22 protein-coding genes are annotated in these 23,175 nt (G+C 68.2%); 14 read left to right on the forward strand and 8 right to left on the reverse strand.

The window, feature by feature from the left end; genetic code table 11:
* Positions 1-143: 143 nt before the first annotated feature.
* Together RTL41_RS02745 and RTL41_RS02750 are read left to right on the forward strand one after the other, a co-directional pair.
* The gene (locus RTL41_RS02745; RefSeq protein WP_312161083.1) at positions 144-1,538 is read left to right on the forward strand and encodes a cystathionine beta-synthase; all 1,395 of its coding nucleotides are present in this window, start codon (positions 144-146) and stop codon (positions 1,536-1,538) included.
* The gene (locus RTL41_RS02750; protein WP_312161086.1) at positions 1,535-2,710 is read left to right on the forward strand and encodes a PLP-dependent aspartate aminotransferase family protein; all 1,176 of its coding nucleotides are present in this window, start codon (positions 1,535-1,537) and stop codon (positions 2,708-2,710) included. Before RTL41_RS02745 ends, RTL41_RS02750 begins: the two co-directional genes overlap by 4 nt.
* On the opposite strand, the gene RTL41_RS02755 is transcribed toward RTL41_RS02750, so the two are convergent.
* Together RTL41_RS02755 and RTL41_RS02760 are read right to left on the reverse strand one after the other, a co-directional pair.
* A complete protein-coding gene (locus tag RTL41_RS02755; protein WP_312161089.1) occupies positions 2,707-2,961 on the reverse strand; it encodes an EF-hand domain-containing protein in 255 nt (84 codons plus the stop codon). The genes RTL41_RS02750 and RTL41_RS02755 overlap by 4 nt on opposite strands.
* A 68-nt stretch (positions 2,962-3,029) precedes the next feature.
* Complete coding sequence (locus tag RTL41_RS02760) at positions 3,030-4,655, reverse strand: amidohydrolase (RefSeq protein ID WP_409418295.1); 1,626 nt, start codon at positions 4,653-4,655, stop codon at positions 3,030-3,032.
* Between the two features lie 153 nt (positions 4,656-4,808).
* On the opposite strand from RTL41_RS02760, the gene RTL41_RS02765 reads away from it, so the two are divergent.
* From RTL41_RS02765 to RTL41_RS02780, 4 genes are read left to right on the forward strand one after another with little or no spacing between them, the layout of a single operon-like run.
* Positions 4,809-5,138, forward strand: coding sequence for a hypothetical protein (locus RTL41_RS02765; RefSeq protein WP_312161092.1), 330 nt, complete (start codon positions 4,809-4,811; stop codon positions 5,136-5,138).
* A gap of 52 nt (positions 5,139-5,190) precedes the next feature.
* Complete coding sequence (locus tag RTL41_RS02770) at positions 5,191-6,423, forward strand: TolC family protein (RefSeq protein ID WP_312161094.1); 1,233 nt, start codon at positions 5,191-5,193, stop codon at positions 6,421-6,423.
* Between the two features lie 2 nt (positions 6,424-6,425).
* Positions 6,426-7,577 (forward strand): efflux RND transporter periplasmic adaptor subunit, encoded by a 1,152-nt coding sequence (locus tag RTL41_RS02775; RefSeq protein ID WP_312161096.1) that lies wholly within the window; start codon positions 6,426-6,428, stop codon positions 7,575-7,577.
* A 12-nt stretch (positions 7,578-7,589) separates the two neighbouring features.
* Positions 7,590-10,802, forward strand: coding sequence for a CusA/CzcA family heavy metal efflux RND transporter (locus tag RTL41_RS02780; protein ID WP_312161098.1), 3,213 nt, complete (start codon positions 7,590-7,592; stop codon positions 10,800-10,802).
* A 25-nt stretch (positions 10,803-10,827) separates the two neighbouring features.
* Here RTL41_RS02780 and RTL41_RS02785 read toward each other — a convergent pair whose 3' ends face one another.
* From RTL41_RS02785 to pth2, 3 genes are all read right to left on the reverse strand, one after another.
* Entirely contained in the window at positions 10,828-12,159 is a 1,332-nt protein-coding gene (locus RTL41_RS02785; RefSeq protein ID WP_312161099.1) for a serine hydrolase, read from the reverse strand.
* Between the two features lie 87 nt (positions 12,160-12,246).
* Positions 12,247-12,516 (reverse strand): hypothetical protein, encoded by a 270-nt coding sequence (locus RTL41_RS02790; protein ID WP_312161101.1) that lies wholly within the window; start codon positions 12,514-12,516, stop codon positions 12,247-12,249.
* A 4-nt stretch (positions 12,517-12,520) separates the two neighbouring features.
* Positions 12,521-12,862 (reverse strand): peptidyl-tRNA hydrolase Pth2, encoded by a 342-nt coding sequence (gene pth2, locus RTL41_RS02795; RefSeq protein ID WP_312161104.1) that lies wholly within the window; start codon positions 12,860-12,862, stop codon positions 12,521-12,523.
* Positions 12,863-12,969: 107 nt separating this feature from the next.
* Here pth2 and RTL41_RS02800 point away from each other — a divergent pair, with 107 nt between their 5' ends.
* Positions 12,970-13,149: a hypothetical protein gene (locus RTL41_RS02800; protein ID WP_312161106.1), complete on the forward strand. Its 180-nt coding sequence runs from the start codon at positions 12,970-12,972 to the stop codon at positions 13,147-13,149.
* Positions 13,150-13,192: 43 nt separating this feature from the next.
* On the opposite strand, the gene RTL41_RS02805 is transcribed toward RTL41_RS02800, so the two are convergent.
* Complete coding sequence (locus RTL41_RS02805; protein ID WP_312161108.1) at positions 13,193-13,819, reverse strand: DUF202 domain-containing protein; 627 nt, start codon at positions 13,817-13,819, stop codon at positions 13,193-13,195.
* Between the two features lie 750 nt (positions 13,820-14,569).
* Here RTL41_RS02805 and RTL41_RS02810 point away from each other — a divergent pair.
* The gene (locus RTL41_RS02810; RefSeq protein ID WP_312161111.1) at positions 14,570-14,953 is read left to right on the forward strand and encodes a hypothetical protein; all 384 of its coding nucleotides are present in this window, start codon (positions 14,570-14,572) and stop codon (positions 14,951-14,953) included.
* Positions 14,954-14,984: 31 nt separating this feature from the next.
* Here RTL41_RS02810 and RTL41_RS02815 read toward each other — a convergent pair whose 3' ends face one another.
* Positions 14,985-15,950 carry a hypothetical protein gene (locus RTL41_RS02815; RefSeq protein WP_312161114.1) on the reverse strand — a complete coding sequence of 322 codons (966 nt, stop codon included), beginning with the start codon at positions 15,948-15,950 and terminating at the stop codon, positions 14,985-14,987.
* A gap of 451 nt (positions 15,951-16,401) precedes the next feature.
* Between RTL41_RS02815 and RTL41_RS02820 the strand changes: the two genes are divergently transcribed.
* From RTL41_RS02820 to RTL41_RS02840, 5 genes are all read left to right on the forward strand, one after another.
* Positions 16,402-17,715: a DNA methyltransferase gene (locus RTL41_RS02820; protein WP_312161116.1), complete on the forward strand. Its 1,314-nt coding sequence runs from the start codon at positions 16,402-16,404 to the stop codon at positions 17,713-17,715.
* Entirely contained in the window at positions 17,712-18,113 is a 402-nt protein-coding gene (locus tag RTL41_RS02825) for a DUF5681 domain-containing protein (RefSeq protein ID WP_312161119.1), read from the forward strand. Before RTL41_RS02820 ends, RTL41_RS02825 begins: the two co-directional genes overlap by 4 nt.
* 582 nt (positions 18,114-18,695) lie before the next feature.
* Positions 18,696-18,944: a DUF3489 domain-containing protein gene (locus tag RTL41_RS02830; RefSeq protein WP_312161121.1), complete on the forward strand. Its 249-nt coding sequence runs from the start codon at positions 18,696-18,698 to the stop codon at positions 18,942-18,944.
* A 1-nt stretch (position 18,945) separates the two neighbouring features.
* Positions 18,946-19,425 carry a DUF2924 domain-containing protein gene (locus tag RTL41_RS02835; RefSeq protein ID WP_312161123.1) on the forward strand — a complete coding sequence of 160 codons (480 nt, stop codon included), beginning with the start codon at positions 18,946-18,948 and terminating at the stop codon, positions 19,423-19,425.
* A complete protein-coding gene (locus RTL41_RS02840; protein ID WP_312161125.1) occupies positions 19,425-20,978 on the forward strand; it encodes a recombinase family protein in 1,554 nt (517 codons plus the stop codon). Before RTL41_RS02835 ends, RTL41_RS02840 begins: the two co-directional genes overlap by 1 nt.
* 201 nt (positions 20,979-21,179) lie before the next feature.
* Here RTL41_RS02840 and RTL41_RS02845 read toward each other — a convergent pair whose 3' ends face one another.
* Positions 21,180-22,265 carry an alcohol dehydrogenase catalytic domain-containing protein gene (locus tag RTL41_RS02845; RefSeq protein ID WP_312161126.1) on the reverse strand — a complete coding sequence of 362 codons (1,086 nt, stop codon included), beginning with the start codon at positions 22,263-22,265 and terminating at the stop codon, positions 21,180-21,182.
* A gap of 100 nt (positions 22,266-22,365) precedes the next feature.
* On the opposite strand from RTL41_RS02845, the gene RTL41_RS02850 reads away from it, so the two are divergent.
* Entirely contained in the window at positions 22,366-23,142 is a 777-nt protein-coding gene (locus RTL41_RS02850) for a helix-turn-helix transcriptional regulator (protein WP_312161128.1), read from the forward strand.
* Positions 23,143-23,175 lie beyond the last annotated feature (33 nt).

A 23,175-nucleotide genomic window follows, 5' to 3' on the forward strand; every position in this document is an offset into this window, starting at 1 on the left:
GCGATTTCGCCCGATCCCGCCCCGTTCACGGCGAGGACGCCGCCGCACATCTAGGCGGCGGAGGAAAATCGCCCATATGCTCAAGCAAATGGCGCGGAAACCGACCTCGGGCGTTTCTGCTGAAAGGCCACCAGGAGCCGCCCATGACCGCAGACGCACCCCGGCTCGCGCCGCCCGCCAAGTCGGCGCTGGAGCTGATCGGCTCCACCCCCATGCTGGAGCTGGTCGGCTTCGACACCGGTCCCTGCCGGCTGTTCGTCAAGCTTGAGAGCGCCAATCCGGGCGGATCGATCAAGGACCGCATCGCCCGCTCGATGATCGAGGCGGCCGAGGCCGACGGTTCGCTGAAGCCCGGCGGTACGATCGTCGAGGCCACCGCTGGCAACACCGGCCTCGGCCTGGCCCAGGTCGGCGTGCTGAAGGGCTACAGGATCCTGCTGATCGTGCCCGACAAGATGAGCCGCGAGAAGATCCAGCACCTGCGGGCGATGGGCGTCGACGTGCGCATCACCCGCTCGGACGTCGGCAAGGGCCACCCCGAATACTACCAGGACATGGCCCAGCGCCTGGCCGCGGAGATCCCCGGCGCGCTGTTCGTCAACCAGTTCGCCAACCGCGCCAACCCGCTGGCGCACGAGACCTCGACCGGCCCGGAGATCCTCGAGCAGATGGGCGGCGACGTCGACGCCATGGTCGTCGGCGTCGGCTCGGGCGGCACCCTCACCGGGCTTGGCCGCTTCTTCGCCAGGGCCTCGCCGAAGACCAGGATGGTGCTGGCCGATCCGGAGGGCTCGATCCTGGCCCCGTTGGTCAACACCGGGAAGCTCATCGAACCGGGCTCCTGGGTGGTCGAGGGCATCGGCGAGGACTTCGTGCCCGACAACTGCGACCTCTCCCTGGTCTCGCGCGCCTACACGATCCCCGACGCCGAGAGCATCGCCGCCGCGCGGCTGCTCTTGTCCAAGGCCGGCGTGCTGGGCGGCTCGTCCTCGGGCACGCTGCTGGCCGGCGCCCTGCGCTACTGCCGCGAGCAGACGCAGCCGCAGCGGGTCGTCACCCTGGTCTGCGACACCGGCGCGAAGTACCTCTCCAAGGTCTACAACGATAGCTGGCTGGCCGAGCAGGGCCTGACCGAGCGCAGCCTGCACGGCGACCTGCGCGACCTGATCGTCCGCTCGGCGACCAATGGCGGCGCCATCGTCGTCGGCCCCGACGACACCCTGCTGACCGCCTACAACCGGATGCGCCAGGCCGATGTCAGCCAGCTTCCGGTGCTCGACGACGGACGGCTGATCGGGCTGATCGACGAGAGCGACCTCCTGGAGGCCATCGAGGATTCCAAGCCCGACAGGCGCTTCTCCCAGCCGGTCGCGACGGCGATGACCGCGCGGCTCGACACCCTGCAGGCGGACGCTCCCCTCGACGCCCTGCTCCCGGTCTTCGAGAAGGATCAGGTGGCCATCGTCCTCGACGGCCGCGAATTCGTCGGGCTGATCACCCGCATCGACCTCATCAACTATCTGCGGCGGGCGGCGTGACCCAGGACAATACCGGCAAGAACCGCCTGGAGTTTTCCACGCGGGTGATCCACGGCGGCCAGTCGGTCGACCCGACCACCGGGGCGGTCATGCCCCCGATCTACGCGACCTCGACCTACGCCCAGGCCAGTCCGGGCGAGCACAAGGGTTTCGAGTACAGCCGCAGCCAGAACCCGACCCGCTTCGCCTTCGAGCGGGCCATCGCCGACCTGGAGAGCGGGACGCGCGGCTACGCCTTCGCCTCGGGCCTGGCGGCGATCTCGACCTTCCTGGAGGTGCTGGACGCGGGCTCGCACGTGATCGCCAGCGAGGATCTCTACGGCGGCTCGTTCCGGCTGTTCGACAAGGTCCGCAAGCGCACGGCGGGGCTGGAGTTCAGCTTCGTGGACATGAGCGACGTCGCCGCCATCGAGGCCGCCATCCGGCCCGACACCAGGCTGCTCTGGGTCGAGACCCCGACCAATCCGCTGCTGCGGCTGGCCGACCTGGAGGCGATCGCCCAGCTCGGCAAGCGGCGCGGCCTGCTGACCGCGGCCGACAACACCTTCGCCAGCCCCTATGTGCAGCGGCCGCTGGAATTCGGCTTCGACGCGGTCATGCACTCGACCACCAAGTACGTCTCGGGCCATTCCGATATCGTCGGCGGCGCCCTGGTGGTGGGTGCGAACAAGGAGCTCGCCGACCAGGTCGGCTTCCTGCAGAACGCCGTCGGCGCCGTCGCCTCGCCCTTCGACTCGTTCCTGGCCCTGCGCGGGGTCAAGACCCTGGCCCTGCGCATGCAGCGCCATTGCGAGAACGGCATGGCCATCGCCCGCTGGCTGGAGGCCAGGCCCGACGTCGCCAAGGTCATCTATCCGGGCCTGGAGAGCCATCCGCAGCACGGCCTGGCCCGGCGGCAGATGAGCGGCGGCTTCGGCGGCATGATCTCGGCGGTGCTGGACCGCGACCTGGCCGGGACGGTGCGGATGCTCGAGCGCACCCGCCTGTTCACCCTCGCCGAAAGCCTGGGCGGGGTGGAGAGCCTGATCGAGCATCCGGCGATCATGACCCACGCCTCGATCCCAGCCGAAACGCGGGCCCGGATCGGCATCGCCGACGGCCTCATCCGCCTGTCGGTGGGCGTCGAGGACGCCGGCGACCTGATCGCCGACCTGGAGCAGGCGCTGGCCTAGTGGCCCTGGTGGGCGGCCTTGTAGGCGGTGTCCCAGGCGACGAACTCGGGGCCGTCGATCAGGCCGTTCTTGTCCTTGTCGGCCTTGGCGAACTCGGCCTCGGGCAGTTTGTAGGCCACCCATTCGGCCTTATCGATCCGGTCGTCCTTGCTGGTGTCGGCCGGGTGGATGAAGCGGCCTTCGGCGGCCAAGGCCATGCCGGTCGAGCCCGCGAGGGCGGCGGCGGCGAGGATGAGGCTAGTCAGACGCATGCGGGTCCTCCTGTTGCGGGGCGGAGGCTGGCCACGGCTCGTGGCGAAATTGAGCCGTGGCCGCGGCGTCAATCGGCCCGCGTCCCCTTCGGCGGCGTCAGTTCGGTGGGCGGCCACTTGATCCCGAGCTGGTCCAGATAGGTCGGATAGCGCTCGGCGTCGTAATAGAACTTCTGCATCTGCGGCCTGAACCTGGCCATGACGTCGGTATTGATCTCGATCGGCGGCTTGTCGTCGGGGCCGATCATCGGGACGTACTTCTGGTCCTTGGTCTGGACCTTCTCGAAATAATCCTTCGCCTGGCTGCGCAGCTCCGGCTTGGTCAGCACGTCGATCATGGTCATGGCCACCACCTTCGACCCGGCCACCACGCCCTTGTGCGCGATCGGCGTGGCCATCGAGATGGCGTTGGACCAGTGGTGCCCGGGCAGGTCCGGGATGTTGGCCGGATAGACGATGGTGATGGTCGGCAGCGTCCAGGAGATGTCGCCGATGTCGTCCGATCCGCCGCTCTCGGGCTTCTCGACCGGCGCCGCCAGCTTCTCCAGCTCGGTGGCCAGGCCCTTCTCCTTGGAGCCCAGGTTCTTCTGCACCGCCTTGGCGAAGGTCTGTTCCTCCGGCGTCCACTTGGGCAGGCCGACCTGGTCGATATTGGCCTTGGCCGCCTCGGCCAGCGGCCGGTTGAAGTGGCGCGGCGCGGCCGTGCCCAGCACCCGCCGCTCCATGGTGGTGTCGGTCATCTTGGCGGCGGCCTCGGCGATGGTGTCGCCGATCTCGAAGCTCCTCTTGATGCCGTCGAAGGTCTGTTCGCGGAAATAGTACCAGACGGTCGCCTTGGACGGCACGACGTTGGGCTGGTCGCCGCCGTCGGTGATCACATAGTGCGAGCGCTGCTCGGGCCGCAGGTGCTCGCGGCGCATGTTCCAGCCCATGTTCATCAACTCGACCGCGTCCAGCGCGCTGCGCCCGCGCCAGGGCGCGCCGGCCGAGTGCGCCGAGGCGCCATGGAAGGTGTACTCGACCGAGACCAGGCCGGTGCCCGACGGCGCGCCCCAGGCGGTGGCGAGGTTCGCGCCGACGTGGGTGAAGATCGCCGCGTCGGCGCCTTTGAACACCCCGTCGCGGACCATGTAGGCCTTGCCGCCCAGCAGCTCCTCGGCCACGCCCGGCCACAGCATCAGCGTGCCGGCGATGTTCTCCTTCTCCATCAGGTCCTTGACCGCCAGGGCCGCGACCACGTTCAGGGCCTGGCCGGAGTTGTGGCCTTCGCCATGGCCCGGCGCGCCCTCGACCAGCGGCTCGTGCCAGGGCACGCCCGGCTTCTGCGAGGCCTTGGGAATGCCGTCGATGTCGCTGCCCAGCACGATGACCGGGCCGCCCTTGCCGTGGGTCCAGGTGGCGGTCCACCCGGTCGGCAGGCCGGCGACGCCGCGCTGGATCGCAAAGCCGTTCTTCTCCAGCACGTCGGTGACGTACTTCGAGGTCTCGACCTCCTGGAAGGCCAGTTCGCCATAGGAGAAGATCTGGTCGTTCATCTGCTGGGCCAGCTTGGCCCGGGCCTCGACGCCGGCCGCCGCCTGGGTCTTCAGGCCCGCGACCTTGGCGGCCGGATAGCCCTGGGCCAGCGCCGCCGGCGCCGCCGAACTCAGCAGGCCGGCCATCGCCGCGGCCGCCACAAACCTCACAACGCGCATTCACTCCCCCAGGGTCACTTGCAGTCTGGAACAAGGGGCACGAGAACGGCCCGGCTGGGAAGCCCCTTCGGCGTCATGGCCACGCCGCAGATAGGGCTTGCTTCTACAGCCGCTGTAGGATGCAGAGCCTGCTCCATGGTCGGGCAAGGGCTCATGGACGGACTTCGGCGCGCAGGCGCGATCCTGGCCCTGCTGGCCGTCGCCATGTTCGTCCTGCTGGCCGCCCCCAGCCATGCCGAGCCGATCGCGGCGGCCAACGCCGCGGCCAGCGCCCACCACGCCGGCGACGGCGATCCTGACGCCGCCCACCACATGCCGGGCGCGCACTGCGCCAGCCATTGCGCCGGGCACGTGGCGACACCTGGCTTCGGCGGCGTGGCCATCGAGACCTTCCTGCCCAGCCGCCAACGGCTCCTGCCGGTCGACGACGCCGCCCGCGCCACCCTGAACTTCAGCCCCCCGATCCGACCTCCCGCGGCCTGACGCCCCGCGCCTGCCGGCGCCCGCGTCATGTTTCGTCATCGGAGTTCCAAGAATGCCTCTCCACTACGCCCGTCTGGCGGCCCTGCTGGCCGCCGGCGGCCTCGCCTGGACCGGCCCCGCCCTGGCCGAGCCCGCCCCCGCCTTCCACGACCTGCTGGCCCGGTCGGCCCAGGCGCCGCGCCGCGCCGAGAGCCAGGCCGAGGTCGCCGCCGCCCAGGGCCGGCTCACCCAGGCCGGCGCCTGGCGCAATCCCGAGCTCGCCCTCGACGTCGAGAACTTCGCCGGCAAGGGCCAGTTCGACGGCTTCGAGTCCGCCGAGACCACGCTCTCGGTCAGCCAGACCCTGGAACTGGGCGGCAAGCGCCAGGCCCGCATCGCCGGGGCCCGCCAGGACCTCAATCTCGCCCGCGCCCGCGACGCCCAGGCCCGCGCCGACTACGCCGCCGCCCTGGCGCTGGCCTATGCCGAGGCCGAAGCCGCCGAGGCCAGGGCGGCCCAGGCGCAGGAACTGCTCGACGCCGCCCAGAGCGACGCCCGCTCCGCCCGGCTGCTGGTCGAGGCCGGCAAGGAAGCCCATCTGCGCGCCCTGCAGGCGCAGGCCGAGGCGCAGAGCGCCCAGGCCGCTCTCGACCAGGCCCGCGCCGACCGCGACGCCGCCTTCGGGCGGCTCTCGGCCCTGGCCGGCTCAGGCGCGGTCTTCGATTCACTGAGCGCCAGCCTGCTCGGCGAAGAGCCCCCGGCGCAGGCGTTCGACACCGCCCCGACCCCGGCCGTCCTCGCCGCCGAGGCCGACCGCGACCGCGCCGCCGCCAGGGTGCGGATCGAGCAGGTCCAGGCCCGCCCCGACCTGACGCTGTCGGCCGGCGTCCGCCGCTTCGCCGGCGACGACTCGACCGCCATGGTCGCCGGCGCCTCGCTGCCGTTCCCCCTGTTCGACCGCAACCGCGGGAACGCCGAGGCCGCCCGCGCCGAGCTGAACGCCGCCGAGGCGCGGCTGGCCCAGGCCAGGCTCGACGCCGCCGCCGACCTCGCGGCCGCCCGCTCCCAGGCCCGCAGCGCCCAGGCCCAGGTCGCCGCCGCCAGCGCCGGCGAGCATGCGGCCAGCGAGGCCTATCGCCTGGCCCGCATCGGCTACGAGGCCGGCCGCCTGCCGCTGCTCGAACTGACCGCCGCCCGCCGCGCCCTGGCCGCCGCGCGCCTGCAGACGCTGGAGGCCCGCCTGGCCCGCGTCCGCGCCCAAGCCGAGGCCGCGCGCCTGACCGGCAAGATCCCCTTCGGAGCCTGACCATGCAGATCAGCAAGCGAAACCTGCTCACCGGCGCCGCCCTCGCCGCGGCCCTCGCCGCCGGCTACGGCCTGGCGAACCTCCGCGCTTCCGAGGTCGGCGAAACGCACGGCGAGGCGGGCCACGGCGAGGACGAGTCCAAGGCCGAGGAAGGCTTCGTCCCCCTGGCCGCCGACCAGGCCGCCGCCGCCGGCGTGGCCGTGGTCACCGTCGGCCGCGGCGGCGGATCGGACATCCGGCTGACCGGCCGGGTCGAGGCCGCGCCCAATGCCCACGCGGTCATCGGCGCTCCGGTCGCCGGGGTGGTCGAGCGCGTGCTGCTCTCGCCCGGGGCCCGGGTCGGCGCCGGCGGCGGGGTCGCGGTGATCCGCAGCGCCGACGGAGCCCTGGTGCGCGCCGAAGCCTCCGCGGCCGCGGCCGAGGCCCAGGCCGCCCAGGCCGCCCTCGCGCGGGAAGAACGTCTGCTGAAGGCCGGCGTCACCGCCCGCCAGGACTGGGAGGCGGCCCGCGCCGCCCAGGTTCGCGCCTCGGCCCAGGCGAGCGCCGCCCAGGCCCGCGTCGCCGCCTTCGGCTCGCCCGGCGCCGGCGGCCAGACCACCCTGCGCAGCCCGATCGCCGGGCTGGTGACCAGCGTCCAGGCGGCCCCCGGCGGCTTCGTCGCCCAGGGCGCCCCGGTCGCCGAGGTCTCCGACCCGACCCGGCTGGAGGTCGTGTTCAACGTCCCCGCCGATTCCGCCGCCCGGCTGCGGGTCGGCGATCACCTGAAACTGGTCGGCCCCGACGGCCGCGAGACCCCTGCCGAGATCGTCGGGGTCGCGCCCCTGTCCCAGGGGACCACCGGCGCCGCCATGGTCCGCGCCCGTCCGCTCGACGCCGGCCTGACGCCGGGCGCGGCGGTCAGCGCCCAGGTTCCTGCCGACGGCAAGGGCCTGCCCAGCGTGCCGTCCGAGGCGGTGCAGACGCTGGAAGGCCGCTCGGTGGTGTTCGTCGCCGAGGCCGAGGGCTTCCGCGCCCGCTCGGTCACCACCGGGCGCACCGGCGGCGGCCAGACCCAGATCGTCGCCGGGCTGGAGGCCGGCGAGCGCGTCGCCGGCCGCGGCGCCTTCGTCCTCAAGGCGGAGCTCGCCAAGGGCGAAGCCGAGCACGGCCACTAGGGAGCGCCCGTCATGCTGAGCAAGATCGTGGCGCTGTCCGTGCGCCACCGCATCGCCGTCATCCTGATCGCCGTCGCCATCGGAGTGTTCGGAGCCTTCGAGCTCTTCCGCCTGCCGATCGACGCCGTGCCGGACATCACCAACCGCCAGGTCCAGGTGACCACCGTCGCCCCCGCCCTGTCGCCCGAGGAGATCGAGCAGCGGGTCACCTATCCGCTGGAGACCGCCCTGACCGGGATACCGGGCCTGATCGAGACCCGCTCGATCTCGCGCAACGGCTTTTCCCAGATCACCGCCGTCTTCACCGACGCCACCGACGTCTATTTCGCCCGCAACCAGGTGACCGAGCGCCTGCAGAGCGCGCGCGACGAACTGCCGGCCGGCGCCGAACCGGCCCTGGCTCCCATCACCACGGGCCTGGGCGAGGTGATGATGTGGACGGTCAAGATGGCCCCCGCCAAGGGGATCGCGCCCGGCGCTCCGGGCCCCCAGGCCGACGGCGCCTACATCACGCCGGAAGGCGAGCGCCTGACCACCGAGATGGCCAAGGCCACCTATCTGCGCACGGTCCAGGACTGGATCATCACCCCCCAGCTCAAGACCGTCCCCGGCATCGCCGGGATCGACGTCATCGGCGGCTACGTCAAGAAGTACGCCGTGCGGCCCGACCCGGCCCGCATGACCGCCTACGGGGTGGGCCTCAACGAGGTCGTCGAGGCGGTGGAGCACGCCAACACCGTCGCCGGGGCCGGCTACGTCTCGCGCGGGGGCGAGGCGTTCGTGGTCCGCGCCGACGCCCGCGTGCGCTCGGTCGAGGACCTGGCCGCCGCCCCGATCAAGAACCGCGACGGCCTCGTCGTCCGCGTCTCCGACGTAGCCGCGGTCGAGATCGGCCAGACCGCCCGCCTGGGCGCGGCCCAGCAGAATGGCGAGGAGGTGGTGATCGGCACCGCCCTGATGCTGGCGGGCGAGAACAGCCGCACCGTCGCCCACGCGGTCGGCCGGCGGCTGGACGAGATCAAGGCCTCGCTGCCGCCCGGCGTCGAGGCCCGGCCCGTGCTCGACCGCACCGAACTGGTCGACCGCACCATCTCCACGGTCCGCACCAGCCTGGCCGAGGGCGCCCTGCTGGTGATCGTGGTGCTGTTCCTGCTGCTCGGCAACGTGCGCGCGGCGATCATCACCGCCCTGGTCATCCCGCTGGCCTTCCTGTTCGGCGTCATCGGCATGAACCGGTTCGGGGTCTCCGGAAACCTGATGAGCCTGGGAGCCCTGGACTTCGGCCTGCTGGTCGACGGCGCGGTGGTGGTGGTCGAGAACACCCTTCGCCGCCTGACCCTGCGCCGCCAGGCGCAGGGCCGCGACCTGACCGCCGCCGAGCGCATGGACGAGGCGGTCGCCGCCGCCCGCCAGATGGTCCGCCCGGCCGCCTACGGCCAGGCGATCATCCTGCTGGTCTACGCCCCGCTGCTGGCCCTGGAAGGGGTCGAGGGCAAGATGTTCCAGCCGATGGCCGCCACCGTCATGCTGGCCCTGGCCGGCGCCTTCGTCCTGACCTTCACCCTGGTCCCGGCCCTGGCGGCGCTGTTCATCAGGCCGCCGGCGCACGAGCACCAATCCAGGGCCGAGGCCTTCGCCCGGGGCCGCCTGGAGCCGCTGGTCCGCCGCGCGGTCGCCTATCCCAGGCGGGTCGCCCTCGGCGCCGGCGCGGCGGTGCTGATCGGGCTGGCGGTGTTCAGCCTGCTCGGCCGCGAGTTCATCCCCACCCTGGACGAGAAGGACGTGCTGCTCCAAGCCCTGCGCGTGCCCAGCGCCTCGCTCGAGCAGTCGCTGGAGATGCAGGCCCGCCTGGAAAAGGCCCTGCTGAGCGTCCCCGAGATCGAGACGGTGTTCTCCAAGACCGGCACGGCCGAGGTCGCCACCGACCCGATGCCGCCCAGCATCTCCGACACCTTCATCATCCTGAAGGACCGCAAGGACTGGCCCGACCGCAAGCTCGCCAAGGCCGACGTGCTGGCCAAGATCGAGAAGGTCGCCGACGGCCAGATCGGCAACGCCTACGAGTTCACCCAGCCGATCCAGATGCGGTTCAACGAGCTGATCTCCGGCGTCCGCTCGGACGTGGCGGTCAAGGTCTATGGCGACGACTTCACCCAGATGGAGGCGACGGCCGAGACCATCGCCGCCGTCCTGCGCGGCGTGCCCGGCGCCGCCGACGTCAAGGTCGAGCAGGTCTCGGGCCTGCCGATGCTGACCGCCCAGGTGGACCGCTCGGCCGCCGCCCTGCACGGGGTCCACGCCGCCGACGCCGCCGACGCCGTGCAGATCGCCCTGGCCGGGCGCAACGCCGGCCGGGTCTATGAGGGCGACCGCCGCTTCGACGTGGTGGTCCGCCTGCCCGAGGAGGCGCGCAACGACCTCGCCGTGGTGGCCCAGACGCCGCTGGCGGTGAACGACGGGGCGGTGATGGTGCCGCTGGGCTCGGTCATCCAGTTCCAGCCCGGCGAAGGCCCCAACCAGATCAGCCGCGAGAACGGCAAGCGCCGCATCGTGGTGCAGGCCAATGTCCGCGGCCGCGACCTGGGCGGGTTCGTCGCCGACGCCCGCGCGGCGGTGGCCAAGGAGGTCGCCCTCCCGGCCGGCGCCTGGCTCGACTGGGGCGGCCAGTTCGAGAACCTGCAAAGGGCCGAGGCGCGGTTGGCCATCGTCGTGCCGGTGGTGTTCGCCACCATCGCGGTGCTGCTTTATTTCGCGCTCGGTTCGGCGGCCCAGGCGGGGGTGGTCTTCGCCTGCGTGCCCCTGGCCCTGGTCGGCGGGGCGCTGGCCCTGCTGCTGCGGGGGATGCCGTTCTCGGTCTCGGCCGCGGTCGGCTTCATCGCCGTCTCCGGGGTGGCCACGCTCAACGGCCTGGTGCTGATCCAGGCGATCCGCGAGCGCATCGAGGCCGGGATGGACGCCCGCCAGGCGGCCGTCGAAGGCTCCATGGCGCGCCTGCGGGCGGTGCTGACCACGGCCCTGGTCGCCGTGCTGGGCTTCATGCCGATGGCGCTGGCCAGCGGCGCCGGGGCCGAGGTGCAAAAGCCCCTGGCCACCGTGGTCATCGGCGGCCTGATCACCGCCACCCTGCTGACCCTGGTCGTGCTGCCGGCCTTCGCCAGCCGGGTGATCGCCAGGACGGCCCGCCGGCCCGACGCGCTCGAGGCCGAGCCGGCGGCAGCGCTCTAGCCGGGGCCTGGCGCGGGCGCTCGGCTCAGGGCGTCCGCATCAGGTGCTGGGCCAGGGCGTGGTAGGCCGGCAGCGACAGCGGATCGAGATAGACGTTGCTGGCCTTCGGATTCGACGCGAAGCGCACGATCGACATCTCGGCCCTGGGGTCGACATAGCAGGCCTGGCCGTGGACCCCGCGGGCCATGTAGGCGCCGTGGTCGTTGTGCGAGACCCACCACTGGTCGTGGTAGCTCCAGCCCGGCAGGGTCGCATAGCCCGCCTTGGCGAAATCCTCGGGCCGGGCCCCACGCGCGATCTCGGCGACCACGGCGGCCGGCACGACCTGGCGGCCGTTGGCGCGCCCGCCCTGGCGCATCATCTCGCAGAACCTTGCGAAGTCGCGCAGGCCCAGGTTGAGGCCGCCGGCGGCGTAGCCCGTCCCCACCGCATCGACCTGCAGATAGGCGTCCTGCTCCATGCCCAGCGGCGCCCAGAACCGCTCGCTGAGCTGCTGGGCCAGCGGCTTGCCGCCGGCCCGCTGCACCAGCCAGCCGACCACCTCGGTATTGACCGACTTGTAGGCGAAGGCCTGCCCGTGCTCGCCGGCCTTCTTCAGCGTCTTCAGATAGTCGTAGCTGGTGGTCGGGCCGGCGTAGCCCGGCGGGCGCGGCAGCAGGCCCACGGCGCGCACGAAATCCCAGGCCGGCGAGTTCGGGTCGGTATAGACCTCGGAATATTCCAGCCCCGTGGTCATATCCAGCACTTGGCGCACGGTGGCGTCGCCGAACGCGCTGCCGGCCAGTTCGGGGATGTAGCGGGTCACCAGGGCGTCGGGGTCGAGCCTGCCCTCGGCCGCCAGCATGGCCGCGATCGTGCCGACGAACGACTTGGTCACCGAATGGGCGATGTGCGCCCCCTCGGGCGTCAGAGCTCCGAAGTAGCGCTCGTAGACCACCTTGCCCCGGTGCATCACCAGGATGCCGTCGGTGTAGTTGGCGTCCAGCGACTGGCCCCAGGTCATCGGCGCGCCGCCGCCCAGCGGGGTGAAGCTCACCGCGTCCAGGTCCTGGCGCTCGGCCCGCGGCAGGGCGCTGACCGGCCCGGCCCCGCGCGACACCTGGGCGGTCGGGAACAGCTCGCGCCAGTGCGAGAAGGTCCAGCGGATCTGCGGGAACTGCAGGTAGCCGCCGTCGTCGAAGCGGATCGTCCGCTCGGGCGGCGGCGGCGATCCCGTCATCCAGCCCATAGCCGCCGGATCGCTGGCCCTGGCGTCCAGCGCCTGCTCGGCGCCCTGCGCCGCCCCGCCCAGGGCCAGGAGGGCGCCGGCCAGCGCGCCCCCAAGCCGGCGCATCCCGCGCATATCTTCAGACTGCATGCGTTTCTCTCCCCTGCCCAAAACGATAAGTTCGTTTTTGCAAGTTATCAAGCCGCAGGCCGTCCGGGGAGGGCGCCGATGCGCCCGCTACTTGGCCGAGAGGTTCAGCACCGCCTCGTCGCCGTCGCCCTCCAGGTGCACGATCACCACGCCCAGCGCCGGACCGTCGTCGATCTGCAGCACCAGGTTCTCCTCCTTGAGAGCGGCCAGGCTGCGGCCGCTGCGGGTCTTCACCTTGGCGATGAACGACAGGATGGCGCTCTGGCCGTGTTCGATGGTGGCCTCGAAGCTCACCGCCTCGAAGGGCTGCTCCACGGTCCCGATGACCCCGGTGCCTTGCTTGGTCGAATAGACCATCGTCCTACCTCATCAATTTCAACGCGCCGGTCACGGCGTCGATCTTGGCGATCTCGTCGGGCCCGATGCCGACGCAGGTCGGAGTGCCGGCCTGCACCACCGTGCGCCCCGCGTCACGGATCAGCATCACCGGCAGGCCGGCCTCTTCGGCCTTCCGCGCCAGCTCGAACAACTCTTCCTCCGAGCCGCAGCGCAGCACCACCTTGGGCATGCCGGCCTGCAGCCAGCCCGACTGCTGCTCGCGCGGCGCGCTCAGCAGCCCGCCGACCGCGGCGTGCGCGACCTGGGCGGCCATCTTGCCGGGCGGCAGGGCCAGCGCCTCGTTGACGACGATGACTTGCTTCATGGGCGGTCTAGTGCCCGGCGAACGCCAGGGAGCGCAAGAGCGCGTGGTTTTCCCCGGACACCTCGCGCCGCGCCCGCTAGGATCGCCCCTCGCAAGGACACCGCTTCATGACCGACACGCCCGACGATCCGGCGCCGCCCGACGAGACCCCGATCCAGCGCGCCCTGCGCCTGAAGAAGGCGGCGATCGACGCGCGGCCCAAGCCGCCGCGGGGCGGGCGCTTCCAGCGCGAACAGGCCGCCGCGGCCCGCTCCTCGTCCAAGTCCAAGCCCTGGATGTCGCGCTAGGGCATTCCGCCGAGGCGGCCGCCGGATCGGCGCAGGAACGGCTCTAGCCGAAGATCGCCACCCGGAAGACCATGGCGGCGATGGCCGCAAAGCCCAGCAGCAGCAGGGCGACCGCGATCCAGAAGGTCGAGGAGACGGGGAACCGGCTTTCGGCGAAAACCAGGCCTTCCTTGGCCATGGCGGCGCGGGTTTGGCTCAGTTCGCGCATGAAGCGCACGTGGCGGATCATCCCGATAAGCAGCATCAGGATGCCCAGCATGACCAGGGTGACCCCGAAGTTCCGCGGCGCGGCGGCGCTCGCGATCGCGCCCGCCTCGCGCAGCTTCTCGAAGGCCTGGTAGATCGTGAACCCGAACCCGATCAGCGACAGCGAGGTGCGGATCACCGACATCAGGGTGCGATCGTCGCTCATCCGCGTCCGCTGAAACGACATGCCGGTCCGCCGCATCGACATCTCGGTGCGCTCGGTCGAGAGGTCGGTGCGGTACTCCGACAGGTCGGTCCGGTGCTCCGAGAGCTCGGTCCGGTGGGTCGAGAGCCTGGTGCGGTGGGTGGAATAGGTGACGGACGCGCCGTCCGCGCTCATCCCCTCGACGTCGGGCAGCGGAGGCAGCGGCGGGTTCTCCACCCGCTTGGGCCGCGGTGGCCCCTTCGGCAGACGGCTCGCCATGGTCTTCGCCCTGGATGGTGGATGCTGGGCGCCAGACTGCGGGCCCCGCCCTGACCGGTCCATCGGGGTTTTCCCCAGGAGGCGCCGGCCGATCCCCCGGGGCCCGCCGCTCACGCGCCCGCGAGGAACCGGGCGGCGCCAGAGGAGATGTCTCGTGAAATTTCGCGCTATCGGCGGAACGTGGCGGTGGACCCAGTGCGCCGCCAAATTTTCTCTGTTTTTCCCTGTTTTGAGTTTTTCGTTTCGGCGCGCTACGCGGCGTGAGCCGGCCATTCTCTGGGCAACCCACTGAAACCCTTGGCGTCCAAACCTTGAGCGCAGCGCTGCGGCCGGCTGTTGAGGTGATCTGGAACAGGGAATTGGCGTGCGCGAAACAAGGAACCCTGCGCAGACTATCAGGGAACACGCCAGCTATGACCACTCTGTCCCGCCACGCCCTGTTCGATGCGGCTTGGCAACGCCCCCTGACAGAGATCGCCGAGGACCTCGGGATCACGTCTACAGGCCTGAAGAAGATCTGCGACCGGCACGACATTCCGACGCCGGGCGTGGATACTGGGCGCAGGTGCGTGCCGGCAAGACCTTTGCGCTCCCACGACTAAGGCCCGCCAGAGCCCTGCTATGGATGAAGTCCGAATAGTCGGCGCTCGACCGCTGCCTCCAGCGGTCGCTGCAGCGATCCGGAAAGCTAAGGAGCACGCTTCGCCAGCTCCCGCGCAGAGGAGACTAACGCCTTCATCGATGGAGCCTGTGTCGACAGCCGGCATTGCGGGTAATTGCGAGATCGTAACTGAGATCTCCTGCGGCGTCGCGCCAAGCCCGGAGAGGGCTTTTGTCGTGGCCGTTTGGGCGCACCTGGCTGACCTCGTGGGCGAGATAGCCAGCCCGGCGCAGGACCCCACGTCCTGGCTCGAAAGCCGCACGCCTTGGCTGGCCGAGGCGCGGGACGATCCGGCGGTGCGGTCATGGACGCTGACCGACGACACCCGCCTGGGCTTCTTCGCTAACGGCTCGCCCGAAACCTCCATCCTCGACCGCCTCGTGGCCGAGATCGGCGGTGCGCCGATTGAACGGCTGGTGGTGATGAGTCCTTACTGGGACGGTGGTCTCGTCGCCCTGCGCGCCCTGAGCTGATACGACGCCTCGTCGCCCAGCTGAGCCACGTTCACGCGGCCGACAACAGATCGTCGGTCAGATCCATCACCTTGGTCAACAGCACGACATCATACTTCTCACCTAGCTTGGCCTGGCGCGCCAAGCCGACAAACGCCTTTTCGCCGACCAGGATATCGGCCACGGGAAGTGCCGTTGTGAATGACAGCATGTCACGCAAGTCGTTCTCATTCGTCTCTCGCTGCTGATCCTCCAGTCGAACGGCTAGCTCCCGCTCGATGTTCATGACCGGCACCTCGGTGACAATACTCCTCAATAGAGAGCGCCCAATGTCGCCGACGCTGTACCAAGACAACCCCAAGCGTTTCGCAGTCAGGAAAATGAAATCCAGTTCTTCGAGGATCAACTGAGCTCCATAAGCGCGTAATCTGAGAGCGAAGGCTTCTCCTGCAGCGAGTTTTCGGCGCGCATCGAGCTTAAGCAGCAGCTCAGCGGAACTCGCCGAGTATTGCCGGACGCCTTCCAAGCGCACCGCTTCGTCTGTTTCGCAAAGGTAGCTGAAGAGCGCATACGCGGGATCTTGCCTCATCAGATCCAGAGCGCGCTCCGATATCTCGAACCCATACGTTTCGGGTGTGTAGTCAGCCGCAGCCTCAAACCATAGGTCAGACAGGAACCAGCCGTCAGCGAGTACGGGTGGAGGTAGCGCAGACCTCCGCGCGATATGTTGGAGCAAAGTATCTCCGAAAATGCGTCGCCGGCTTCTAATGACCTTGCCGCCACTGATCGTACTCTGAACGTGCGCCAAGTGCCTGCGACGAAGCGGATCATTGATTTTGGCCGTCTCGTAGATGTTGGTGAAGCTCAGCGGGACGATGATCCGTTGGCCCTGCACGGCCTTCACCACACGCATCAAAGCGGAGTGCTCAGCCGGATGAGCAGTGGCGTCCCAGGCGCCATGAGCCAAGGCGATCCAGGCGTTCTGGTCGAGGTAAAGCAATCGTGGCGAAGACATCATTGAGCCCCCTCCTGAAGCCGCGAGCGCAACATTCAGCTTAGCGCCCACACCGCCTGATCCCACTGCAGGCAAGGGGGAGCGTTTGGAACGGGTGCTTGCCTCCCCATGGCCGCGCCTGCCAGCGGGGAGCGTCCATGTTCATGGCGGTCGCCGATGAGAACCGGATGGATAGGAACGCCACGCCCCTGCGTGGCCGGTGCATTCTCCAACGCATTAAGCGGGTTGGAGCATATGTACGCATGAGAGATTGTAATCGAATATTTCTTCCAGCACTTCAGCATTCGCAAATGCGCTAAAAGTTATTGTATTTTCTGACGTAATAAATATTGCGTACGAATTTCATTTTAAGTTGACCACGCGGTCAACTTAAAAAGTATTTTACTTTTCATTTGCCCCCATCATCCATATCCACATGGAAACGACAACAACTTCCCCATCCCTCGAAATCCAGATGCGGCCGCCCGGCGCCTTGCGGGCCTATGAGCGGAACGCGCGGCGGCACTCCAAAGCTCAGATCGCGCAGATCGCCGCGAGCATTCAGCGGTTCGGCTTCACGAACCCCATCCTCGTGAGCGACCAGGGCGAAATCATTGCCGGCCATGGCCGGGTGATGGCCGCCAAGCAACTCGGTATCGCCCAGGTTCCGACGCTGAAGCTGTCGCATCTGACGGACGAGGAACGGCGCGCCTACATCCTGGCGGATAACAAGCTCGCCTTGAACGCCGGTTGGGACAGCGAATTGCTGGCCATCGAGCTGCAGGCGCTCGTCGACCTCGACTTCGACGTCAGTCTCACAGGTTTCTCCCTCGCCGAGATCGACCTCGTGCTCGATGGCGCACGTGACAGCGATCCGAATTCCCCTGCCGCGCCTGAGGATGAAGTCGGCTTCGTTACAGGCGAGCCCGTGACCCATCGTGGCGATGTGTGGGTTCTTGGGCGTCATCGCTTGGTTTGCGGCGACGCGCGCGAGCCGACCGACTACGTAGCGCTCCTCGGAGATGAGCAGGCCGATCTGATCTTCACGGACCCACCCTACAACGTGCCGATCGATGGGCATGTCACCGGGCTCGGCAAAGTCCGCCATCGCGAATTCGCCATGGCGACCGGCGAGATGTCAGAGGCCGCCTTCACAACCTTCCTCACAGAGTCGCTCGCTGCCTCGGCCGATGTCTGCCGCAACGGCGCGATCGCCTTTGTGTGCATGGACTGGCGGCACATGGGCGAGCTGCTTGCTGCGGGCCAGGCGGTCTTCAGCGAGCTGAAAAATCTCTGCGTCTGGAACAAGACCAACGGCGGGATGGGCACCTTCTATCGCTCGAAACACGAGCTGGTGTTCGTGTTCAAGATCGGCGACGCGCCGCACATCAACACCTTCGGCCTGGGCGAAAGCGGTCGGTATCGAACCAACGTCTGGGACTACCCGGGCGTCAGCAGCATGGGCGCCGGCCGCAAGGATGCATTGGAGATGCACCCAACGGTAAAGCCCACGGCGTTGGTCGCCGACGCGATCCGCGACTGCTCGAAGCGCGGCGGAATCGTGCTGGACGCCTTTGGTGGTTCAGGCACAACGCTGATCGCCTCGGAGACCTGCGGCCGCAAGGCGCGGCTGATCGAATACGACCCGCTCTATTGCGACACGATCATCCGGCGCTTCGAGAAGCTCACCGGAAAGCCGGCCCGCTTGACGGAGACCGAAATGACCTTTGATGAGGTTCGGGTTGAACGCGCAAAGCGGTCCAACACGTACCTGGACGACGAGCAATGAGCGGTTACGGCAAGCCACCGCCCGAGCATCGCTTCAAGAAAGGGCAATCCGGAAATCCAAAAGGACGGCCGAAAAAGAAACGGCCGCCCGAAGAAGTACCCACCAAGCTTAGGGACGTCATCCTGGCCGAGGCGTGGCGCCAAGTCTCATTCGTTGAGGCTGGCCAAACCATAACTGAGCCAATGGTGGCAATCGTGATGCGTCAGATAGGACTTGCCGGGGCGAAGAAGGACAAGATTGCAGGTCGGATGTTTATTCAGCTTACTCAGGAGGCGGAAGCGAGCAAGGAACTCGACCAAGCTCGCGCCCCCTCACCGATGGCAGAGCCGGACTGGGAAAACTGCGTAACATATGAGCAAGCCCAAGAAGTCTACATGCGGATGATAGGTCGCAAGTAGGGGCTAGCGCGCCCCCCACTGCGGCTTGCGGCGTCAGGATGAGCATCCACCCTCATGATGATCCGAACCGGCGCCCAACTCCCGGCCCCGGTCCCGGGATGATCCGGTCGAAACTTTCGCCAACCCCTATAAAAGTCGCGTCCGAGACGCACGACAGACGCGGCATCGTAGTGCAGGCCGACGGCCTGTGTTGTGTACTGATAAGTGTCGAATTCGATCACGAGCCGATCGGCTTGTTGGAGAGCGACAAGGCCCCGAGCGTTATTCATCGTCCCAGATCCAAATCTGCGCCATCGAAGCAGGACTCGATGGAAATGGAAGTGTCGCCGCAGACATTCCAAAGTCGTGGCTTGGCTTTGCCCAGCTACAATCCAAATCACTTCGCTCGATTCGACGGCTCGGCGCTCCGCGGCTCGGCGACCATCGGGAGCGCTGGAGCCGAAAATACCGTCGGGTGATAAATCTGGAGAGCTGATCGTCCAGTAGAGCAACCATGCCCGCGCTGGGTCGAGGCTTCGCTCGACTTCGTCCGCAAAGGAAGCGTTCGTCCCAACCGCCGACTTGGCGCTGAAAGAGACGAACATGAGCAAAAACAAAGATAAAGCAAAGGCAGCGGATGCGATTGCGCCCGCTCGCACCACCAAGATCAGCACGATGATCGAACTGCTGCGCCGGGCCGGTGGAGCTGACGTCGGAGCCATCTCAGAAGCTACGGGCTGGCAGGCCCATTCGGTGCGCGGCGCCATCGCCGGACACATCAAGAAGAAGCTCGGCCTGACGGTCGTCACTGAGAAGGTCGACCGACGCACCATCTACCGAATTAAGGCCTAGAATGGCGCGGCTAGGGACAGTTCGGCGCGCAGCACTGCGACAGGGCCTCGACACTGACCTCGACCGTGTCGCTCACGCTCGCCTGAGCGAACTGCGCGAGATCTGGTCGGAGAGGCTTGGCCAGGCTCCGCCGCCGCTTCGCAGCCGTGAGATCTTCCGCAGGATGCTGGCCTATCGGCTTCAGGCTGCCGCGCTGGGAGACTTGTCGCCAGCGGCCAAGCGCAAGCTGGCCGCGATTGAAGCGCGCCGCACAAGTCCACCGAAGAAACGCACAGCGCCGCCGACACGGCTCGGTGCAGGCGCCATACTGATCCGCGAATGGCGCGGCGTACGGCACGAAGTCCGCGTCATGGGCGATGGGTTCATCCATCAGGATCAGGCCTACAAATCCCTCTCCGAAGTGGCCCGGGCGATCACCGGATCGCGGTGGAACGGACCGCTCTTCTTCGGCCTGCGCGACAAGCCGAAGGCGGCCGCCTGATGGCGGTCAAACGTCTCCACTGCGCGATCTACACGCGCAAGTCCTCGGAGGAGGGCCTGGAACAGAGGTTCAATTCTCTCCAAGCCCAGCGTGAAGCCTGCGAGGCCTATGTGCTGTCGCAGTCCGGAGAGGGATGGACTGCGCTCCCCGCCATCTACGACGATGGCGGCTATTCAGGCGGGACCATGGATCGCCCTGCCCTCGCTAGGCTGTTAGCGGATATCGCAGCCGGGATGATCGACATCGTCGTGGTCTACAAGGTCGATCGCCTGACCCGGGCGCTGTCGGACTTTGCCCGCATCGTCGAGATCTTCGACAAGCGCAGCGTCTCGTTCGTGTCCGTCACCCAAGCGTTCAATACAACATCCAGCATGGGGCGATTGACGCTCAACGTGCTACTTTCCTTCGCCCAGTTCGAGCGCGAGGTCACCGGAGAGCGCATCCGTGACAAGATCGCCGCGTCGAAGGCCAAGGGCATGTGGATGGGCGGGAATGTGCCGCTCGGTTACGACGTACCCACCGATCCTCAAAGCCGGGCTCTGGTGGTCAATCCGGCTGAGGCGGAGACGGTCAGGCTCATCTTCCGTCGCTATCTTGAGCTCGGATCGGTTCGTGCGCTCGCAGAGGACCTGAGGGATCGCGGCATCACCATAAAGCAGCGCATCGCGGGCAGCGGACGGGTCGTTGGCGGTGGGCCTTGGCGTGAGGGGCCGCTCTACTACCTCCTCAGGAACAGGCTCTATCGCGGCGACATTGTCCACAAGGGTAGAGTCTATAGCGGCCAGCACGAGTCTATTGTCGACGATGATGTGTTCGAGGCTGTTCAGGCGCGGCTTGCGGCGGGGAACAGGCGCCGAGCGCAGAGCGCCAACGTCACGATTGCGGCGGCGCTGGTCGGCAAGATCTTCGACGATCAAGGACATCCCATGAGCCCGGTCACCGCGCGTCGGGGGCCACGGACCTATCGCTACTATGTGAGCCAAGCTGTGATCCGCAGGGACCGCGGCGGGGCGGGTTCGGTCCGGCGCATTCCAGCTTATGCGATTGAGGCGCTGGTCGAGGCGCAACTTGCGGCGAGGCGGAACCATGCCGACGGCCTCGCCATCCAACGCGTGGTAATCTCTGAGAGGGAGATTGAGCTGACCTTGAGCCGACAGGCCGTCGATGGCGAGGCGGCCGCAAAAAACGATGTCATCAGAATTCCCGCGACGCTCAAAACTTGGGGCGGCTCCAAGCAGCTGATCGGAGACGCCCCCTCATCGTCTATGCAGAGCGAGCCAGACGAAGCGCTCCTGCGAGCCATCGCGCGCGGAAGGCGGTGGGAGGAACAGCTTGCGTCAGGCGAGCGTACGAGCGCCGATGACATCGCAGCTGCAGAGGACGTGCAATCTCGCTACGTGGACAAGCTGCTCAAGCTGGCCTGGCTGCCGCCGGACGTGGTCGAGGCGTTGTTGGCGGGCCGACGGCTGCGGGATGTGTCGCTGACGGAGCTGATCAATCAGCCGCTTCCTCTCCGGTGGAGTGAGCAGCGACGACTGCTGGCGGTAGTCTGATCACTCGTCGGCTTGGCGCCAGAAGTGGACATTGAGACTAGGCCGGCAAGCGGACGTTCAACGCCGCACGCTCAATACATGCTTCCCACTGGGCTGGCGCCCCAAAAGCCAGCTGTGGCTAAGGTCAAACGCCGACGAGACCTCACTTGACGCTCAACCCCAGGCGTCCGTCCCCGTCCCCACGCCGCCCTTGATGTCAGCCTATGGCCGATCCGGCCGAAGCACCGTCAGCTGCCGCGGCCCGGCGTTGGCGGCAGCGTAGGCGACCGCTTCATTGGCGTCATGCAGGCCGAACTCGGTCATCTCGTATTGTTCAAGATCAACCAAGCCGGCGCGCACCATCTGGACCATCCGCCCAATGGCGTCTCGGTCGTACATCCACTGACCCTTCACAGTTATGTTGTTGTGCATCAGCCAGTTGTAGTTGAGCGGCAGATCTCCCTGCGTCCCTCTCAGCCCGCCCATCAACACCAACCGTCCGCCATGACGCAGGGCCATCGCCGCCGCCAATACCTGGCTCGCCGCGGCCTCCCGCGGAAGGAAGTCCAGCACCATGTCGATCGAGCCCGCCGCGGCCTCAATAATCCGGCGGCGGTCCTCGGCCTCGTCTCCTGTCATCTGCACGGGCGCAACGCGCGGCCCCAGTCGCCTGCCGAGGTCCTTGAGCGCCGCGGCGTTGCGGCCTGTGGCCACCACCCGGCCCGCGCCTATCGCCAACGCCACCGCTACACCCGCGCCGCCAAAACCTCCGGTGGCTCCGCTCACCACCAGGGTCTCGCCGGCCCTCAGGCCGCCCGCCAGCAGCCCGCCGAATGGCACCGCCAGGCGCCCCAGCGCCGTCCAGCGTCCGGCCATAGCCGGATCGATATCGCCAATCCGCGTCACGTTCTCGGTCGGCACTCGCATCTGTTCGGCGAAAGAGCCGTCGTGGAAATGGCGGTGCAGCTGCAGCGCGGCCTCGGTGCGATAGGTCCAGCCCTGCAAGATGCTATCGGGCGTCAGCGCCTCGTCTCGCGAGCGCACCGTCGATTCGCAAAATACCCAGTCGCCGACCTTCAGGCGGGTCGCGTCCGGCCCGGTCGCCCGCACGCGCCCGATCCCCCCCGGCCCGGGCACCACCGGCAGCTCCAGCAAGTAATTCCGCGACCCGTTGAAAACGTTGGCGGCGTAGCCCGTCACGCCTGTGGCGATAACGTCGACGATCACTTCGCCGGTGCCTAGCACCGGGTCGGGGATGGTCATGATCTTAAGTGGTACGCCGAAGGCGGTTAGGACGGCGGCTTTCATGGGCACCTCGTGGGAAACTGAGACCGCCACCCTAGAGCGTCTTTCGCCCCCCATTCAGGACTGGTATTATCCTGGGATTGACAGGGCCAGGAACGACGGCATGGCGGACGCGAAGCGGCAAGAGCTGGGGGACTTCCTGCGAGCCCGCCGCAGCCGACTATCCCCGGAAAGTGTCGGTCTTCAAGGCCATCGTCGCCGGCGCACGCCAGGCCTCCGTCGGGAAGAGGTGGCCGAACTCGCGGGCATCGGCGTCGACTGGTACATCCGCCTGGAGCAGGGTCGGCCGGTTACGCCATCGCTCGGGACCGTCGACGCGCTCGCCCGCGCACTCAGACTCTCCGAACCGGAGCATCAGCACTTACGCACCTTGGCCGGCGGCGGCGGGCCGAAGCCCTTCCAGGCCGAAACGGCGTCGCCTGCGTTGCTGCGCTTGCTGGAGACGCTGCATCAGCCCGCCTACATCGTGGGCCGCCGCCGCGATCTGCTCGCCTGGAACTCGGCGGCCGCCGACATCTTGGGCTTCCAACTGCTGGATGAATCCGACCGTAACATCCTGGTCGCCATGTTGACCCATCCGCACAGTCGGGCCCTGTTCGGCGACGGCTGGGCCGACGAGGCGCAGCGAATGGTGGCCCAGTTTCGCGCGACCCATGATCTATGGGCCGGAGACCCAGCCTTCATCGACCTGCTTGGCCGCCTTAGAACGGGCTGCCTGGAATTCAACGCTTGGTGGGAGCGCCATGATGTGCGTCGCTCCGCCGCTGGCCTGAAGACGCTGCATCACCCGACGCTCGGTCGCGTGGTCTTTGAGCACACCAGCTTCCAGGCCAACGATGACCCAAGCCTCAAGCTTGTGATCTACACACCGGTTCGGTGACGAAGGGCGCGCATGCCCGCCCTCAAGCCAAGT

It is taken from the genome of Phenylobacterium sp. (assembly GCF_031984885.1).
Lineage (GTDB): Bacteria > Pseudomonadota > Alphaproteobacteria > Caulobacterales > Caulobacteraceae > Phenylobacterium.

Coding starts and splice junctions, on each gene's coding strand:
- RTL41_RS02840 (WP_312161125.1), top strand. CDS start 19,425: ATGGCGGTCAAACGTCTCCACTGCGCGATCTACACGCGCAAGTCCTCG.
- RTL41_RS02820 (WP_312161116.1), top strand. CDS start 16,402: ATGCGGCCGCCCGGCGCCTTGCGGGCCTATGAGCGGAACGCGCGGCGG.
- RTL41_RS02780 (WP_312161098.1), top strand. CDS start 7,590: ATGCTGAGCAAGATCGTGGCGCTGTCCGTGCGCCACCGCATCGCCGTC.
- RTL41_RS02845 (WP_312161126.1), bottom strand. CDS start 22,265: ATGAAAGCCGCCGTCCTAACCGCCTTCGGCGTACCACTTAAGATCATG.
- RTL41_RS02785 (WP_312161099.1), bottom strand. CDS start 12,159: ATGCAGTCTGAAGATATGCGCGGGATGCGCCGGCTTGGGGGCGCGCTG.
- RTL41_RS02815 (WP_312161114.1), bottom strand. CDS start 15,950: ATGATGTCTTCGCCACGATTGCTTTACCTCGACCAGAACGCCTGGATC.
- RTL41_RS02745 (WP_312161083.1), top strand. CDS start 144: ATGACCGCAGACGCACCCCGGCTCGCGCCGCCCGCCAAGTCGGCGCTG.
- pth2 (WP_312161104.1), bottom strand. CDS start 12,862: ATGAAGCAAGTCATCGTCGTCAACGAGGCGCTGGCCCTGCCGCCCGGC.
- RTL41_RS02760 (WP_409418295.1), bottom strand. CDS start 4,655: ATGCGCGTTGTGAGGTTTGTGGCGGCCGCGGCGATGGCCGGCCTGCTG.
- RTL41_RS02790 (WP_312161101.1), bottom strand. CDS start 12,516: ATGGTCTATTCGACCAAGCAAGGCACCGGGGTCATCGGGACCGTGGAG.
- RTL41_RS02830 (WP_312161121.1), top strand. CDS start 18,696: ATGAGCAAAAACAAAGATAAAGCAAAGGCAGCGGATGCGATTGCGCCC.
- RTL41_RS02765 (WP_312161092.1), top strand. CDS start 4,809: ATGGACGGACTTCGGCGCGCAGGCGCGATCCTGGCCCTGCTGGCCGTC.
- RTL41_RS02825 (WP_312161119.1), top strand. CDS start 17,712: ATGAGCGGTTACGGCAAGCCACCGCCCGAGCATCGCTTCAAGAAAGGG.
- RTL41_RS02755 (WP_312161089.1), bottom strand. CDS start 2,961: ATGCGTCTGACTAGCCTCATCCTCGCCGCCGCCGCCCTCGCGGGCTCG.
- RTL41_RS02835 (WP_312161123.1), top strand. CDS start 18,946: ATGGCGCGGCTAGGGACAGTTCGGCGCGCAGCACTGCGACAGGGCCTC.
- RTL41_RS02850 (WP_312161128.1), top strand. CDS start 22,366: ATGGCGGACGCGAAGCGGCAAGAGCTGGGGGACTTCCTGCGAGCCCGC.
- RTL41_RS02800 (WP_312161106.1), top strand. CDS start 12,970: ATGACCGACACGCCCGACGATCCGGCGCCGCCCGACGAGACCCCGATC.
- RTL41_RS02805 (WP_312161108.1), bottom strand. CDS start 13,819: ATGGCGAGCCGTCTGCCGAAGGGGCCACCGCGGCCCAAGCGGGTGGAG.
- RTL41_RS02775 (WP_312161096.1), top strand. CDS start 6,426: ATGCAGATCAGCAAGCGAAACCTGCTCACCGGCGCCGCCCTCGCCGCG.
- RTL41_RS02770 (WP_312161094.1), top strand. CDS start 5,191: ATGCCTCTCCACTACGCCCGTCTGGCGGCCCTGCTGGCCGCCGGCGGC.